The sequence below is a fragment of the Campylobacter sp. MIT 12-5580 genome, assembly GCF_005406235.1.
Lineage (GTDB): Bacteria > Campylobacterota > Campylobacteria > Campylobacterales > Campylobacteraceae > Campylobacter_D.
In genome coordinates, this window is record NZ_NXLK01000002.1 from 240500 (window position 1) to 256052 (window position 15553).

14 protein-coding genes and 2 pseudogenes are annotated in these 15553 nt (G+C 36.1%); 8 read left to right on the top strand and 8 right to left on the bottom strand.

The annotated features are described in order from the left end of the window. The first annotated feature begins 145 nt into the window (after window positions 1–145). The gene (locus tag CQA38_RS03220) at window positions 146–448 is read left to right on the top strand and encodes a c-type cytochrome (protein ID WP_137632545.1); all 303 of its coding nucleotides are present in this window, start codon (window positions 146–148) and stop codon (window positions 446–448) included. Window positions 449–509: 61 nt separating this feature from the next. Here CQA38_RS03220 and ccoS read toward each other — a convergent pair whose 3' ends face one another. After that, window positions 510–740 carry a cbb3-type cytochrome oxidase assembly protein CcoS gene (gene ccoS / locus CQA38_RS03225; RefSeq protein WP_137632546.1) on the bottom strand — a complete coding sequence of 77 codons (231 nt, stop codon included), beginning with the start codon at window positions 738–740 and terminating at the stop codon, window positions 510–512. After that, window positions 737–3094 carry a heavy metal translocating P-type ATPase gene (locus CQA38_RS03230; RefSeq protein ID WP_137632547.1) on the bottom strand — a complete coding sequence of 786 codons (2358 nt, stop codon included), beginning with the start codon at window positions 3092–3094 and terminating at the stop codon, window positions 737–739. The genes ccoS and CQA38_RS03230 overlap by 4 nt, the downstream gene beginning before the upstream one ends. A 189-nt stretch (window positions 3095–3283) precedes the next feature. Here CQA38_RS03230 and rho point away from each other — a divergent pair, with 189 nt between their 5' ends. Then, on the top strand, window positions 3284–4576 hold the full coding sequence (rho, locus tag CQA38_RS03235; protein ID WP_137632548.1) for a transcription termination factor Rho: 1293 nt from the start codon (window positions 3284–3286) through the stop codon (window positions 4574–4576). Window positions 4577–4600: 24 nt separating this feature from the next. Further along, entirely contained in the window at window positions 4601–6205 is a 1605-nt protein-coding gene (locus CQA38_RS03240) for a DNA polymerase III subunit gamma/tau (RefSeq protein ID WP_137632549.1), read from the top strand. A 26-nt stretch (window positions 6206–6231) separates the two neighbouring features. On the opposite strand, the gene CQA38_RS03245 is transcribed toward CQA38_RS03240, so the two are convergent. The 5 genes from CQA38_RS03245 to CQA38_RS03265 all read right to left on the bottom strand — a co-directional run bounded on the left by CQA38_RS03245 (window position 6232) and on the right by CQA38_RS03265 (window position 10254). Then, window positions 6232–8352 carry a cation-translocating P-type ATPase gene (locus CQA38_RS03245; RefSeq protein ID WP_137632550.1) on the bottom strand — a complete coding sequence of 707 codons (2121 nt, stop codon included), beginning with the start codon at window positions 8350–8352 and terminating at the stop codon, window positions 6232–6234. Between the two features lie 3 nt (window positions 8353–8355). Next, window positions 8356–8559, bottom strand: coding sequence for a heavy-metal-associated domain-containing protein (locus CQA38_RS03250; protein ID WP_137632551.1), 204 nt, complete (start codon window positions 8557–8559; stop codon window positions 8356–8358). A gap of 60 nt (window positions 8560–8619) precedes the next feature. Continuing rightward, window positions 8620–8928 carry a multidrug efflux SMR transporter gene (locus CQA38_RS03255; RefSeq protein WP_137632635.1) on the bottom strand — a complete coding sequence of 103 codons (309 nt, stop codon included), beginning with the start codon at window positions 8926–8928 and terminating at the stop codon, window positions 8620–8622. Window positions 8929–8930: 2 nt separating this feature from the next. Further along, window positions 8931–9266, bottom strand: a complete 336-nt coding sequence (locus CQA38_RS03260) for a multidrug efflux SMR transporter (RefSeq protein ID WP_137632636.1) — start codon at window positions 9264–9266, stop codon at window positions 8931–8933. 124 nt (window positions 9267–9390) lie between these two features. Beyond that, window positions 9391–10254: a DMT family transporter gene (locus CQA38_RS03265; protein ID WP_137632552.1), complete on the bottom strand. Its 864-nt coding sequence runs from the start codon at window positions 10252–10254 to the stop codon at window positions 9391–9393. A gap of 135 nt (window positions 10255–10389) precedes the next feature. Here CQA38_RS03265 and CQA38_RS03270 point away from each other — a divergent pair, with 135 nt between their 5' ends. The 5 genes and pseudogenes from CQA38_RS03270 (at window position 10390) to CQA38_RS03290 (ending at window position 14317) form a co-directional block, all read left to right on the top strand. After that, window positions 10390–11097 (top strand): YebC/PmpR family DNA-binding transcriptional regulator, encoded by a 708-nt coding sequence (locus CQA38_RS03270; protein WP_137632553.1) that lies wholly within the window; start codon window positions 10390–10392, stop codon window positions 11095–11097. 13 nt (window positions 11098–11110) lie between these two features. Further along, window positions 11111–11578: pseudogene (locus CQA38_RS03275) on the top strand (peptidylprolyl isomerase); the annotation flags it as partial. A gap of 449 nt (window positions 11579–12027) precedes the next feature. Continuing rightward, window positions 12028–13412 (top strand): annotated as a pseudogene (locus CQA38_RS03280) (DUF3373 family protein). A gap of 12 nt (window positions 13413–13424) precedes the next feature. After that, entirely contained in the window at window positions 13425–13661 is a 237-nt protein-coding gene (locus tag CQA38_RS03285; RefSeq protein ID WP_137632554.1) for a hypothetical protein, read from the top strand. 59 nt (window positions 13662–13720) lie between these two features. Beyond that, window positions 13721–14317, top strand: a complete 597-nt coding sequence (locus tag CQA38_RS03290) for a DedA family protein (RefSeq protein WP_137632555.1) — start codon at window positions 13721–13723, stop codon at window positions 14315–14317. 66 nt (window positions 14318–14383) lie between these two features. On the opposite strand, the gene CQA38_RS03295 is transcribed toward CQA38_RS03290, so the two are convergent. Further along, a complete protein-coding gene (locus tag CQA38_RS03295) occupies window positions 14384–15553 on the bottom strand; it encodes a CsgG/HfaB family protein (protein ID WP_170999464.1) in 1170 nt (389 codons plus the stop codon).

A 15553-nucleotide genomic window follows, 5' to 3' on the forward strand; every position in this document is an offset into this window, starting at 1 on the left:
ATATCATAGAGAAAAAAAGCTTAAAAATTCATTTATTTTGTCTTTATCGTTGTGATATGTTTTGAGAATTTGATAAAAAATTTGACAAAGTTAAACAAAAATAATGTATAATCAATTGATTAAATTTTTTCAAAAAGGAGAACAAATGAAAAAAGTATTAGCAATTACAGCTTTAGCCTGTATGGGGATTTCAGCTTACGCTGCTGATGGAGCGACACTTTATAAAAAATGTGCGGTTTGTCATGGAGCAAAAGCTGAAAAAGTGTATCTTAACAAAGTTCCAGCTTTAAACTCTCTCACATCAGCTGAGAGACTTCAGTATATGAAAGATTATGCTGAGGGCAAGAGAAATGCTTATGGACAAGGTGCGATTATGAAGATCAACCTTAAAGGCTTAACTGAAGCTGATTTTAAGGCGATTGAAGAATACATCGAAACCCTAAAATAAGCTTTTTTGAGCAAGGAATTTTTTCCTTGCTCTTTTTCTTACGAAATTCTTTTTTGAAATTTTATTTTTTTATGTTTTTTTCATCATTTTGAAATTTTTTGCGTTTCAAAGCTTCTTTTTTTCGCTCTTCAAGCTTGATCGCATCATGTAAGGCTTCTTCGCTATCATTTAAGCTTGTAAATTTGTATTCATCATCAAATTGTTTGTTTTTAATCCCCCATAAAAATGCGCTTAAAGCGATAAAAAAGACAAAAATCGACACCGCTATCATCATCATAATCACACCATTCATTTAAGCCCCTTTATACGCAAAGCATTAAGCACCACAACTATACTACTTGCAGACATTGAAAGAGCGGCGATGAGTGGATTAATCAGCCCTAAAAAAGCTAGCGGTATAGTCAAAGCATTATAAAATAAAGAAAAAGCAAGGTTTTGCTTAATGATAACAAAGGTTTTTTTAGAAAGCCTAAGCGCATTTTTAAGGCTTGTTAAATCATCACTTAGCATAATCACATCACTTGTTTCATTTGCTAGATCAGAGCCTTGCTTTAAGCTTATGCCAACAGCTGCATTTTTTAAGGCTAAAGCATCATTTATGCCATCGCCTACCATTAAAACTTTGTATTTTTTATTAAGCTCTTGCACGATTTGCATTTTTGTTTGTGGCAGACAAGAAGCTTTAAAGTCCTTTATATCAAGCTCTTTAGCTATTTTTGCTGCGGCTTTTTCATTATCTCCAGTAAGCATTATCATAGGAATTTGATTATCTTTTAAGTAAGCAACAAGCTCTTTTGCTCCTTTTTTTAGCACACTTTTAAATTCAAAAAAAGCAAGAATTTCATCATTTTTTGCATAAATAAAATGCGAATTTTCAAAGCTATATGCGACATTTAAGCCCTTTTCTTCTAAAAAATACGCATTTCCACCAAGCAAAAAATTCCCATTTAAGCTCGCACTCAAGCCTTTTGCTCTAAGTTCTTTAAAATCTGTGAAATTTAAATTTTCATCTTTTGCTCCCTTTTTGATTAAAAACTCAGCCAAACTTGCAGATACAGGGTGCTTTGAAAGACTGATAAAGCCTAAGAGTTCGTTTAAATTTAAGTTTTTGCTCCATTCAAAGCGCGAAACTTCAAGTTTTGCAGAGGTTAAGACGCCAGTTTTATCAAACACAACTTGATTGCACTTGCTTAAGTCCTCAATCACGCTTGAGTTTTTAAACAAAATTTTAAACTGCAAAGCCTTAAATAAAGCGATAAGATTGCTAATGGGCGTTGCAAGAGCTAAGGCACAAGGACAAGCGATGATTAAAACTGAAATTCCTGTAACCAAAGCAAGCTCAAAGGAGCTTTGAAGCACAAAAAACCACAGCACAAAGCAAAGTAAAGCCAGAACAAGCATAATTCTTGAAAAATACATACTGATTTTTTCGCTTAGGCTTTGAATTTTTGGCTTTTTGTTTTGAGAAAGCTCAAGCAAGGAGATGATTTGGCTGAGTTTTGAGTCTTTGTAAAGCTTAGTAGCCTTGTATTCTAAGCTTCCATCTATGACTATACAAGCTGAGTAAAGCTCTTTGCCTTTGTTGATTAAGATAGGTTCATTTTCCCCGCTTAAACTTGAGCTATCTATGCTTGCCTCGCCTTTGGTGCAAATTCCATCAATGATGATTTTATCGCCAGTTTTAAGGCTGATAATATCGCCAATTTGCACCGCATACGGATCTTTTGCTACAAATTTTTCGCCATCAAACACTAGAATTTCAGCTTTTAAAAACTCACTTAAGCTATCCATCGTATCGCTTGCATTTTTTTTCATCAGCACTTCAAGGTATTTTCCCACAAAAACAAAGCAAATAATCATCGCCACTGAGTCAAAATACACTTCCCCAACCCTTGAAAACATCGCCCAAAGCGAATACACATACGCCAAGCTTGAACCGCTAATGACAAGTAAGTCCATAGTAACGATTTTATTTTTTAAAGCATAAAAAGCGGCTTGATAAAAGCTTGAGCCGGTGTAAAACAGCACCGGACTTGCCAAAACAAACTCAGCAAAATTTAAAATATCTTTTGTCTCCTCATCCATACCGCTGAAAAAACCAGCGTATTTTGCTATGCTTATCCACATGATATTCATCACGCAAGCTATGGCAACGATGAGCTTTGAGTAAAACTCCCTTTTTAAAGCTATAGCTTTTGACTCAGCTTTTAAAGGATCATACGCACTTGCTGTGTAGCCTATGCTTTGAATGAGGGTTAGAATTTGCTTTAAAGAGATTGATTTTTCATCAAAAACTATACGTGCTTTGTGCGTTAAGGGGCTGATTTGCACTTCGATAATGCCTTCTTCGCTGATGAGAATTTTTTCATTAAGCCAAATACATGCCGCACAATGAATTTTTGAGATGATAAGATGAATTTCACTAAAGCCGTCTTTGTTATGACGCACAAAATTATCAAAATTACTTATTTCTTCTAATTTGGCTGGCTCAAGGCTTTGTGTGCCAAGCTTTTCATAAAAGCTTGTTAAGCCTTTATTTTCAAGTATCTCAAACACACTTTCACAGCCCTTGCAACAAAAAAAATGTCCGTTTTTCTCAAGCATTTGTGCCTTATTAAATTCAAGCTTGCAATGTGTGCATTTCATCTTTTTCTTTGTTTTATTACTTTCTTTATTGCGAATTTAAAGTTTTAATTGTAGCATATTTGCTTGAAAAAGGGCTTAGGTATAAAAAAATGCAAATTTAGCTTTTTTTTAAGTAAAACTGCTTATAATTACAAATGAATTTAAGCTTAAACATACAAAACAAACTACTTATCTAACTTACGAGGTTTTATGGAAAATAACAAAAAACAAAGAACCCACATTCCAGTGGAGGGGTATAAAATCGAAGATTTAAAGTTGCAAGACTTAGAAAGTCTCGTTAAAATCGCTAATGAACTTAGCATTGAAAACCCAAGAGAACTGCGTCGCCAAGAGCTTATCTTTGAGATACTAAAAGCTCAAACTAAAGCAGGTGGCTTTATACTTTTTACAGGGATTTTAGAAATTTCAAATGAAGGCTATGGCTTTTTGCGTGGAATGGACGCAAATTTAAGCGATAGTGTAAATGATGCTTATGTTTCAAACTCTCAAATTCGCAAATTCGCCCTAAGAGTAGGAGACATCGTTACAGGACAAGTTAGAGAGCCAAAGGATCAAGAAAAATACTATGCCTTGCTTAAGATTGAAGCCATTAATTATATGCCTTTGCAAGAAGCAAGAGAACGTCCTTTATTTGACAATCTAACCCCTATCTTTCCAACAGAAAAAATCAAACTTGAATATGAAGCCACTAAACTTACAGGACGCGTGCTTGATCTTTTTACGCCCATAGGCAAGGGGCAAAGAGGACTTATAGTAGCACCTCCTCGCACAGGAAAAACTGAGCTCATGAAAGAACTAGCTGCAGCAGTTGCTAGAAATCACCCAGAAATGCAACTCATCGTGCTTTTAGTCGATGAGCGTCCAGAAGAAGTTACTGATATGCAAAGATGTGTTAAAGGAGAGGTGTTTAGCTCAACTTTTGATCTACCAGCTTATAATCATGTGCGTGTAGCTGAACTTGTCATAGAAAAAGCAAAAAGAATGGTAGAAATGGGACAAGATGTTATCATCTTGCTTGATAGCATAACAAGACTTGCAAGAGCGTATAATACCGCTACTCCAAGTTCTGGCAAGGTTTTAAGTGGGGGCGTTGATGCCAATGCCTTGCATAAACCAAAACGCTTTTTTGGAGCAGCTAGAAATATAGAAAATGGCGGCTCTTTAACCATAGTCGCAACTGCGCTTATAGATACAGGCTCAAGAATGGATGATGTGATCTTTGAAGAGTTTAAAGGCACAGGAAATAGTGAAATCGTGCTTGATCGCAATATCTCAGATCGCCGAATTTATCCAGCCATTAATATCATCAAATCAGGCACAAGAAAAGAAGAACTTTTACAGAATCCGGGTGATTTGCAAAAAATTTGGGCGATTCGCTCAGCCATTTCTCAAATGGACGATGTAGAAGCCTTGAAATTTTTATACTCAAAGATGTTAAAAACTAAAGACAATGTCGAGCTTTTATCTATTATGAACGAATAAATTGAAAATTCAAAGAGAGTAACAATGCTTCAAGCCCTTGCCATTAAATACCGCCCTAAAACCTTTGATGAACTCATCGGGCAAAGCACGATTAGCACGAGCTTAAAATACGCTTTAAACCACCAACGCCTAGCCCATGCTTATCTTTTTTCAGGGCTTCGTGGGAGTGGAAAAACTTCAAGTGCAAGGATTTTTTCGCGTGCCTTGGTGTGTGAAAAAGGACCAAGTGCCACACCTTGTGGGGAGTGCAAACATTGTCTAGCAGCACTTGAGGGCAAGCATATAGATATTATCGAGATGGACGCAGCTTCTCATAGGGGCTTAGAAGACATTCAAGAGCTTATCGAGCAAACCAAATACGCTCCTTCTATGGCAAGATTTAAAATCTTCATCATCGATGAGGTGCATATGCTTACGCCTCAAGCAGCAAACGCTCTTTTAAAAACCCTTGAAGAGCCACCAAGTTATGTTAAGTTTATACTGGCAACTACTGATCCTTTAAAATTACCTGCTACCGTGCTTTCTCGCACTCAGCATTTTCGTTTTAAGCAAATTCCTCAAAGTGAGATTGTAAAACATTTAGAGCATATCTTAAATTTAGAAGGCGTGAAATTTGAAAATGAAGCTTTAAAACTTGTCGCAAGAAGCGGGCAGGGCTCTTTAAGGGATACACTTACACTTTTAGATCAAGCCATTATCTTTTGTGAAAATGAACTTACTAGCCTTAAAATGGCTGAAATGCTTGGATTTTTAGATCCTCAAAAGGTGAGTGAGTTTTATACGCTTATCTTACAAAAAGATAAAGAAAAGGTGCTTGAGTTTTTAAAAAGCTTGCAAGATTATGAAGCGAGCAATGTTATAGATGAGATGATTTTTTATCTTAAAGAAAGTTTTTTTGCTAAAAGCGAGGAATTTTCTTTGCTTGTTTATGAACGTTTTTTTAGGATACTCTCAAGAGCAAAAACCATGCTTGCTCACTGCGATGATGATGCTTTTGTGCTTTGCGTTATGGCTTTTATGCTTATGGAAGCAAGTGCTCTTAAGAGTATTGATGAAGAAATTCAAAACTTAAACAAGGCTCAAGCACCACAAAATGAAGAAAAACTTATAAGCACGCAAAAGATAAGCCCTAATGAGCCAAGCCCTCAAACAAGCATAAAAGAAGAAAAGAAAAATCCTTATGAACGCTTACTTGAAGCAATTTATGATAGGGATTATACCTTAGGACAATGTTTTGAACGTTCCACAGCCTTTATAAGCTTTGAAAATGATATTTTAAGTATAAGTTCTCATGCTAGCGAGGAAGATAAAGGTATTTTAAATCGTGGCTTTAAGCTTATCCAAGAGCTTGCCTTAAAGCTTTTAAATGCCAAACTCAGTGTGCAAAAAGCTATGCAAATTGATGAGAGCAAGCTTCAGGATTTACAAAAAGCTAAACAAAGCTCAAATTTAGACGAAAAAAAAAATATAAATGAAACGCAAGATTTTCAAAATGCTCAAGGTTTAACGCCTCAAAAGGATTTAAAAGCCGAGTTTGCAAGCCTAAGGCAAGGAGCAAAGGCTCGCGATCATCAAGCTGAGGCAAAAGCTGCGCTTGATGAGTGTTTTGGCGAACCTACAAAAGAATGATTTGAGTTTTTGGTTAAGCTTGTTTTTTAGATATCCTTTTTAAGCCGCAAAGAATTCATCACCACGCACAAAGAAGAAAAGCACATAGCAAGAGCAGCGATATGCGGACTTAAGCTAATACCTGGCACAAGCCCAGCAGCAAGAGGTATGCAAAGGGCATTATAAATACAAGCCCAAAAAAGATTAAGCCTAATAATACTAAAGGTTTTTTTAGAAAGCCTCAAAGCATAATCAATACCCATCAAATCATCTTTCATCAAGATAAAATCCCCATTTTCTTTAGCCAAATTTGAGCCAGCATTTAAAGCAAAACTCACACTCGCAAGTCTTAAGCTTGCTGCATCATTAACTCCATCTCCTACAAAAAAGGCATTTGGTCTTTTTTTAATAAACTCAAGCTTATCCTCAGGCTTTAAATTTGCATAATATTCTTTAATATCAAGCTTTTGAGCTACACTTTGCACGCTTTTTTCATTATCCCCGCTTAAAATGAGGCTTTTTATACCTAAAGCTTTTAGTGAAGCAATGAGCGTATGTGCTTCTTTTCGCAACTCATTTTGCAAGCACACGCAGCCAAGACAAGTTTTATCTTTAGCAAAATACACTACAATAGGAGCAAGGTTAGCATTTTCAAGCACAAAATTGTGCTGTTCTTGAGAGATTGTAACGCCTCTTTCTTTTAAAAAAGTCTCATTCCCAGCTAAAAACACAGCCTTTTCATCTGTATATAAAAGCCCACGAGCTGTGAAAAACTCAAGCTTGTCTTTATTAATATGCTTAACTTGATCCACATCATTTGTTTTTATCGCATTAGCTATAGGATGAGTGCTAAAATACTCAAGCTTGCCAAGCAATTCAAAATTTTCTTTGCTTAAATTATGAGTATAAATGCTTAATTTTTCCTCACTTAAAGTGCCTGTTTTATCAAAAATCCCCTCTTTTATCTTTCGTAAAAGCTCTATAGCACTAGGGTTTTTAATAAGGATATGATGTTTTGAGGCATTATGTATAGCTAAAACTAAAGCAATTGGCGTTGCAAGCCCTAAAGCACAAGGGCAAGAGATAAGCAAAAGCGCACTTGAATGCAAAAAAGCCTCATTTAAGCCGGCTATAAACCACCAAGCCATAAAAGTGATAAGGGTGAGCATTAAAATCGCACCCACAAAATACGCTGAAAGCTTATCAACAAGCAAAGTTATAGGCATTTTAGCATTGCTTGCTTGAAAGATGAGATTTTTAATATGCTCAAGATTACTATCCATAGCCTTTTTGCTCGCTCTTATACGCAACAAACCACTTACTAATAACCCACCAGCTTCTACCTCATCTCCTTTTTGTTTAAGCAAGGGCATAAACTCCCCACTTATCACACTCATATCCACTTCAGCCTTACCCTCAAGCACCACACCATCAACGCTAATGCTTTCACCTTCTTTAACAAGCACTTCATCGCCTACTTGCAAAAAGGAAGGATTTACAAGGCTAAAAGAGCCATCTTTTTGCACTAATCTTGCAGTTTTTAGCTCAAATTTTTCAAGCCCTTTTTGAGCGCTATTTGCCTTAAATTTAGCATTTTCTTCTAGGAATTTGCCTAAAAGCACAAAAGTGATAATCATACTTGCTTCAGCAAAATACAAATGTGTTTGGAAAATACCCAAAAAAGCCAAAAAGGAGTAAATCACAGCACTTAAAGAACCCAAGCTTACAAGAGTATTCATATCAAGAGCAAGATTTTTCAAGCCCTTAAACGCATGTATAAAAAAGCCTCGCCCACAATAAAACACCCCAAAAAGTCCCAAAATCATCTGCAAAAGCTCGCTTAAAATCCCATGAAAACTCATCATTAAAAGCATAGCCAAAGCACTTATTATCACACTTAAGATGAGGTTGAATTTTAACTTTTGAAGCTCTTTGAGTTTAAACTCATATATATCCTCATCATTTTGTAACACTTCATAGCCTAAATCTTTGATTTTTTGTTGAATTTTTGCCTTTACTTCCTCGCTTGAAAGTAAAAAAATCCCACTGGCGTTAAGATATGAAACACTTGCCTTTTCAACACCTTGCATTTTAGAGCATATACGCTCAATCGCATTTGAGCAGTTTGTGCAAGTCATTTTGCCGATTTTTACACGCAATTCTTGCATAGCTTAAAGTTCTTTTAAAATGCTAAAATTAAGCTCTTCAAGGGCTTGTTTAAACTCTGCTAGTCTTTCATCACTTAAGTTTATGCTTAAAGTTTTTGGCTCTGTGTTAAGATTGATTTTGATACTGCCAAACTCATCTTCAAGGGCGTTTTTGATTAAATTGACACAATTTTGACATTTAACATTAGCAATTTGAAATGTTTTCATGGCTTATCCTTTGCTGTGAACTTGATAAATTCTATCTTTTTAAGATGAAAAAAAGCTTAATTAAATATTTAAAAGCACGACAGCTAAGATAATGCAAGCTATACCTAAAATGCCGATGAAATTAAGCTTTTCTTTATAAAAAACATAGCCTCCCAAACAAGTGCCAATGATACCTATAGCTCCCCAAGTGCTATAAGCTATACTTAAAGGCATATATTCTAAGCTTAAAAAAAGGCAGAAAAAGGCTAGGATAGCTAGGATAATGGCAAATATCCCCCAGCTTTTTTTCTCAAAGGCATTTGATTTTTTAAGAGCCAAGTTAGCAAAAATATCTAAAATAGCTGAAGCAATGATGATAAATATATAAATTTTCATGGCTTAACCTCGCCAAAATTGATTAAAATGATACCAACAAAGGCTAAAACAATGCCACAAATTTGAGTAAAACTCAAACTTTCTTTAAAAACAAATAAAGCTATACAAACTATACCAAGCGTGCCTAAAAGCTCCCAAAGTGCATAAGCAATACCAACTTGAATACGCTTTAAACAAAGTCCCATAAAAAAATAAGAAATAGCAATAAATACAGCCATCAAAAAAAGAGCCAAACTCACATTTTCAAGCTTTAAAAAGCTCGTGCCAAGCACTTCAAAAGCTATAGCTAAAAGCAAAAAAATCCAAGACAAAAACTTTGAAGAATTGAACATAATCCTAAGCCAAGATCGATCTTTCACTCTTTTTCCTTGATTGATTTTCTAAAAATATACACTTTTAAAAAGCGTGATTATAACCAAGCAGGCTAAAATTTGTCAAGCTTATTCATGAGCTTAGTTAAGCCCTATTTTTCGCATTTAAAATCACGCTTAAGATGATGAGTATAAAAGCAAAGATATCTATGAAAGTGTATCTTGTGCCTAAAAAAGCAAAGCTCATAAGTGCTGCAGCCACGGGCTCAACGCAGGCTATCATACTTGCTTTTAATGCTCCTATATACTCAACACCCTTTAAATATAAGCAAAATGCTCCTATAGTGCCTATGAAAATTATACCAGACATTGCTAGAAAGGCTTTTATGTCAAGTTCGTGGTAAGGTATTTTAAATCCTAAAAGTACAAAAAGCATACAAGCTGCAAACAAACTTGCAAAGCCCATGACAAAAAAGAGCCCATAAGAAGCGATAATAGCCCTTGCTCCAAGTGAATAATACGCCACCCCAAAAGCACCAGCCAAAGCCCAAAATAAACCCCAAAAACTGATATTTAAAGAGTGAAAATCTCCGTGTGTTGCCAGTAAAAATAATCCTATAAAAATGAGTATTAAAGCAAGTATTTCAAGCTTTTTAGGTAAAACCTTAGCCTTAAAGCAAACAAAGATCATGATTAAAAGTGGGGCAGAGTATTGTATCATCGTAGCTGTGCCAGCGTCTGTATAAAATATAGCCTTAAAATAGCCATATTGAGTAAGCAAAAGTCCAAGCAAAGCAAAGCCTAGCAAAGAAAAAACTTTATTTTTGTGTTTAAAAAGCACAAAATTTCTTTTCTTAAAACTCAAAGCAATAAGCACAAATGAAGTAAATAAAAGCCTATAAAAGCTCACCCATTCTACGCTAAAGCCACTCTTAAAGAGATATTCAGCCAGCACCCCGCTAATCGCCCAAAACACAGCACCTAAAAGCACCAAGCCTACACCTAGCATTTTCTCCCCTATTTGAAAAAAGCTAGTATATCCCAAGTAGCTTTTATCTAAGCTTAGAAAGCTTGCTTTGAAATTTACATTTTTATCCTATACTTTCATTTTAAAAAGTCAAATTTTTATGAAAAAAGGACAGCCATGGGACGTGCGTTTGAGTATAGAAGGGCTTCAAAAGAGGCTCGTTGGGATAAGATGAGTAAGCTTTTTCCTAAACTTGCTAAGGCTATTCAAGTAGCCGCCAAAGAAGGTGGGCTAGATCCTGAGATGAATCCCAAGCTTCGCTCAGCCATCGCTACAGCAAAAGCTAGCAATATGCCAAAAGATAATATCGACGCAGCCATAAAGCGAGCCAGTGGCAAAGATGGAGCTGATATAAAAAATATCCATTATGAAGGCAAAGCTCCACACGGAGCTTTGATTATGGTTGAGTGTATGAGTGATAATCCCACACGCACAGTAGCAAATGTCAAGGCTATTTTTAGCAAAAATGGCGGAGAACTTCTACAAAATGGCTCTTTAAGCTTTATGTTTTCAAGAAAGGCAGTATTTCATCTTGAGCCTTTTAAAGGCGATTTAGAAGAACTTGAGCTAGAACTTATAGACTTTGGACTTGAAAGCTTAGAACAAAATGAAGAAGAACTTTTAATCATGGGCGATTATACCGCCTTTGGCGAGCTTAGCACCACTCTTGAAAATAAGGGTTTAGTGCTTAAAAAAGCTGGGCTTGAGTATGTGCCAAATTCGCCCCTAAGTTTTGATGAAAATCAGCTTTTAGATATAGAAAAACTGCTTGACAAGCTTGAAGATGATGATGATGTACAAGCTGTTTATACAAATATAGATTAAAAAAGGACAAACAATGCTTAAAAAAATAGATACAAGCAAGGCAAATGAGTATCAAAACGCTTTAATTACGACTTCTAAAGGGGACATAAAGCTCAAGCTTTTTGCAGATGAAGCGCCTCAAGCGGTGTGTAATTTTGCAAATTTGGCTCAAGAAGGCTTTTATAAGGGTTTGAAATTCCACAGAGTAATCCCAAATTTTGTCATTCAAGGCGGTTGTCCTTATGGTAATGGCATGGGCGGTCCAGGTTATGAGATAGAATGCGAGTGCGATAATCAAAGGCACAAGCACCTTCGTGGCACGCTCAGTATGGCTCATGCAGGACGTGATACAGGCGGAAGCCAGTTTTTCATCACACATAGCCCACAGCCTCATTTAGACGGCGTTCATACTGTGTTTGGACAGATTGATTTAAATGATGAAGCGAGTTTAAAGGTGCTTGATAGTATTAAACAAGGTGATATTATCGAAGATATAAAGATTTTTAAAGATGAAAAGGCTAAAAGTCCAACTACAAAAGCTAAAAACACCCAAACTTCCAAGGCTCAAGATGATAAAACAACCACGCAGATCAAAAAAGCTTTAAAAAGTAAGCAAAACTTAGATAAAATCTCAACACAAAAAGCTGAAAAAATTCCAGCCCAAACCCAACGCACCAAGCTTAAAAGCAAAGCTAAAAAAAGATAAACTCAATTTTTATAGCCTTTATATCGTTTAAGAACAACGATATAAAGGCTTTGATCTTTCATCAGTTTGTTTGTAGTTTTTTGTATTTTCATCTTTACTTTTTTGAGCTTAAAATACTAAGAATTTAAAGTCAAAATTTCACAAAATGCTTCTTTTTGTATGATTTTTTTAAAAAATATAAGTTTTTAAGTTTTATTTTGCTAGAATTGCAAGCGATAATTTCAAATTTTTAAGGAGATTTTTACATGAAATCAAAATTTTCAGTAGTTTTAGCTCTTGCCTTGCTTGGCTCTTCGCTTTATGCAGCCCCAAGGCAAAATGCTCCTAGACAAACTCCGCCTCAAAGAGTTGCGCCGGCTCCTCAGCCAACAGCTATGCAAAGACTTGAAACAAGGATTAGTGAGCTTGAAGAAAGACTCGATGACACAGAGTTTCAAACAGGTTTGGATAAGATCAAATTTGGTCTTGATTTTTCAATGGGCGTGGGCGATACAACCTACAACATTAACGATCAAAAATACAAAGCTCACAACAAATGGGCGAGTGAATTGCATCTTAATATGAATGCGGCGATTAACGACTATACTAAATTCTATGGTCGCTTATCTATGGCAAAAAACTGGGGGCAAATGGATGTTGCAAGTGTAGGCGATCCACTTGATATAGATGCTGGACGCAACACTCGCACAAGTGGATCAAGTATCTATGTAAGTCGTGCTTATATCGATCTTTTTGCCACTGAAGAAGTAGTTTTCACCTTAGGACGTCAGCCAGGAACTGAAGGTCCAGGAAGCAACCTTAGAAACAATGCTCTTCGCCAATCAACCTACCCAGCCCTTGCTATCAATACTTTAGGTGATGCAGCGGTGGTTACTTTTAAGCCAGCTTTGCTTAATGATTTTGCTTTTGCAGTGCGTGGAGCGTATGGAAAGGTGTATCAGTATGATGAGGAAGGAACTATTAGGGATTGGTCAGGATCGACTTCAAAGGCAGATTCTGATTTGTGGTATGCTTCAGCTGAGATGAGACTTCCTTTCGAGCAATTTGGTGTAGGTAATAACCTCTTAATGCTTTCTTATGTACGTTTGAATAATTTTTCTTTACCACTAGGTGCTACTTATGGTGGCGTGCGTAATTTGGGAAATTCTGATATCGTAAATTTACACTTTGAAGCGTATAATCTTTGGGATATAGGCTTGAATTATTTTGGCTCTTTGGGTTATTATAAGGGAAGTGATGCAAAAGAGCTTGCACCTTCTGTACCTACATCAAAACTTTTCAATGAAAAAATGCCTATGCTGCACATGTAGGTTTAAGATATGATTTTAACCAATACTTCAAACTTGGTGGCGAATACTTCTACGGAAGCCGTTTTTGGTATACCCTTTCAAGATCAAGCTTTAATGATCCTTTAAATATAAGACAAACAAGAGGACATGCTTTTGATGTGTATGCGATCGCTCAAGTGGATAAAAATCAATTCTTCCGCTTAAGCTATACAAGGATTAACAATCTTTGGGGCAACAGAGGCTTACCTATAAATGGAGCACCGGGTAAAAATCTAGGCAAAAGCGTGGGTGCTGATAGCACAGCAGATAACATTATGCTTATGTATAATGTGAAATTCTAAAAAGGAGTAAAGATGAAAAAAGTTTTATTAATAGCACTTTTTGCTTTACCAAGTTTGAGCTTAGCAGCTGATTGTGCAGCACTTTCAAAGCAATATCAAGCTCCAAATCCAGCCTCAAAAACTATGGCACAAATCGAGCGTTGGGTAAAAAACAAAGTCAGCAACCCAGCCGATGCTGATGCACTTAGAGAATGCCTTTTAGCTGGAGCTGCTGATAATCCAAATCAAGCTTCATTTGCTGGTAAATAAACCTAGCCTTTTAAAAAGCCCTTTTTGGGCTTTTGCTTCTTTTTTGTTGAAATGAATTTATGCAAGAACTCATAGACTTTATACTTCACACTGCAAGCGAGCTTGGCTATCTTGGCATAGTGCTTTTAATGACTTTAGAAAGCTGTTTTATCCCTTTTCCTAGCGAGGTTGTGATGATACCGGCTGGATATTTAGCTCATAAGGGCGAGTTTAATATATACGCGTGTATAGCGTGTGGGGTTTTAGGATCTATTTTAGGGGCTTTGATTAATTACTATCTTTGCTTTTTCTTTGGGCGAGCCTTTGTGCTTAAATGGGGTAGATATATAGGGATCAATGAAGTTAAATTTGCTAAATTTGAGGCATTTTTTAACAAACACGGCGAGTTTTCAACCTTTGTGTGTCGCTTGATACCGGGCATTCGTCAATATATCTCTATGCCAGCTGGCTTAGCGAAAATGAACCTAAAAAGATTTATCTTTTTTACAGGCTTGGGGAGTTTTTTGTGGGTCAGTATCTTAGTCTTGCTTGGATATTTTTTAGGGCAAAATGAAGAGCTTATCGCTGAGTATTTGCACCAAATTCTTATTATTATCTTTATCCTCATTGCTATTGCAAGCGTGCTTTATATCTATATACGGAAAAAAGCTAAGTAAAAGTAGAAAAAAGATCAAATAGACAAAGGGACTAGCTGTCTTTTTGTCTATTTTTGTTTTGTGAGCTTAAAAGCCTAAATTCACACCGCCATTTGTGCCAAGTTTATAAGTAGCTTCTCTGCCTTGTTCGCTTGAAAGCGTGCAAGTATCATTAAAGCTTGCTGTGCCTTGTAAAACTTTGCCTTTTGAGCTGTTTTTATTGGCACTTGTGATTTGCACCTTTGAGCTTGTGCCATTGCTTTTGTTTATACACTCATACACTGCGTTTAGCTCAAGCTCTTCTTCAAAGCTTACTTCGCCTTCATTTGCAAGCGTGATATAAGCTGGATAAAGTTCATTTAAAATGTCTTTTGAAAGAGCATTTGCTATCTTTGTTAAAGCTTCTTCATTTGTTTTAACACTCTCATCTTTAAGGCTAAGTTGCAAAGTAATGGTATTTGCAAGCTTAATCTCTTTTGTAGCAAATAAGATCAAGCGATAATCCACTGCCACATCGCCTTTAAGCGTGTTTGATTGAGTGGTAAGCTTTGAGCTTTTACTTGAACTTGCGCTGATATCTCTTAGGTTAAAAATCAGCATATAATCACTTCCTATGACATTGCCAAGCTTGAAAATATCTTCACTTGAGCCATCTTCACTCTCAATCACAGCTTTTTCAGCCTTATAATAGGCTTCGTTTTTTCTATCTAAGACATTAAATTTCTTGCTTTTTGTGAAATCATTAACAAGTTTTTGTCCTAAGTTTTCGCCCAAAGCCTTAAATCTTGAAGCATTAAAAATCACCAAATTTGGCTTTTCATTGCGTGAAAAAAGCGTCTTAAAGACATTAACGCTCACAAAATACCTTCCATTTGGCTCTAAAGCTACTTTAGTAAGCTCATAGCTGTCTATATAGCCTTTTGTGGCTTTAAAAGTTGAACTTGTGAAGACTTGAGGTTGAAAAAGATTGAAATTTGAAAAGTTTTGTGTGCGGATTTGTTGTTTGAAATTTGCTGTATTAAAGCCCTTAAGTTTCATTACCGCATCGATTATAGCAAGTCGCACAGCTTCTTCTTGAGTTGGCGCACTTGCTTGTCCGCTTGAAACTTTGATAAAGGTACCTTCTTTGCTTACAACAGAAGTGGCAGTATCTGGGCTAAAATTTGTCGCAGTAGAATTTGATTCTACTGCTTGCTCGTTTGGTTGGGCTGAAACAAAGCTAAAGGTGCATAAAACGAATAAAAAAAACCTTTTCAT

Coding starts and splice junctions, on each gene's coding strand:
- CQA38_RS03220 (WP_137632545.1), top strand. CDS start 146: ATGAAAAAAGTATTAGCAATTACAGCTTTAGCCTGTATGGGGATTTCA.
- ccoS (WP_137632546.1), bottom strand. CDS start 740: ATGAATGGTGTGATTATGATGATGATAGCGGTGTCGATTTTTGTCTTT.
- CQA38_RS03230 (WP_137632547.1), bottom strand. CDS start 3,094: ATGAAATGCACACATTGCAAGCTTGAATTTAATAAGGCACAAATGCTT.
- rho (WP_137632548.1), top strand. CDS start 3,284: ATGGAAAATAACAAAAAACAAAGAACCCACATTCCAGTGGAGGGGTAT.
- CQA38_RS03240 (WP_137632549.1), top strand. CDS start 4,601: ATGCTTCAAGCCCTTGCCATTAAATACCGCCCTAAAACCTTTGATGAA.
- CQA38_RS03245 (WP_137632550.1), bottom strand. CDS start 8,352: ATGCAAGAATTGCGTGTAAAAATCGGCAAAATGACTTGCACAAACTGC.
- CQA38_RS03250 (WP_137632551.1), bottom strand. CDS start 8,559: ATGAAAACATTTCAAATTGCTAATGTTAAATGTCAAAATTGTGTCAAT.
- CQA38_RS03260 (WP_137632636.1), bottom strand. CDS start 9,266: ATGTTCAATTCTTCAAAGTTTTTGTCTTGGATTTTTTTGCTTTTAGCT.
- CQA38_RS03265 (WP_137632552.1), bottom strand. CDS start 10,254: ATGCTAGGTGTAGGCTTGGTGCTTTTAGGTGCTGTGTTTTGGGCGATT.
- CQA38_RS03270 (WP_137632553.1), top strand. CDS start 10,390: ATGGGACGTGCGTTTGAGTATAGAAGGGCTTCAAAAGAGGCTCGTTGG.
- CQA38_RS03285 (WP_137632554.1), top strand. CDS start 13,425: ATGAAAAAAGTTTTATTAATAGCACTTTTTGCTTTACCAAGTTTGAGC.
- CQA38_RS03290 (WP_137632555.1), top strand. CDS start 13,721: ATGCAAGAACTCATAGACTTTATACTTCACACTGCAAGCGAGCTTGGC.
- CQA38_RS03295 (WP_170999464.1), bottom strand. CDS start 15,553: ATGAAAAGGTTTTTTTTATTCGTTTTATGCACCTTTAGCTTTGTTTCA.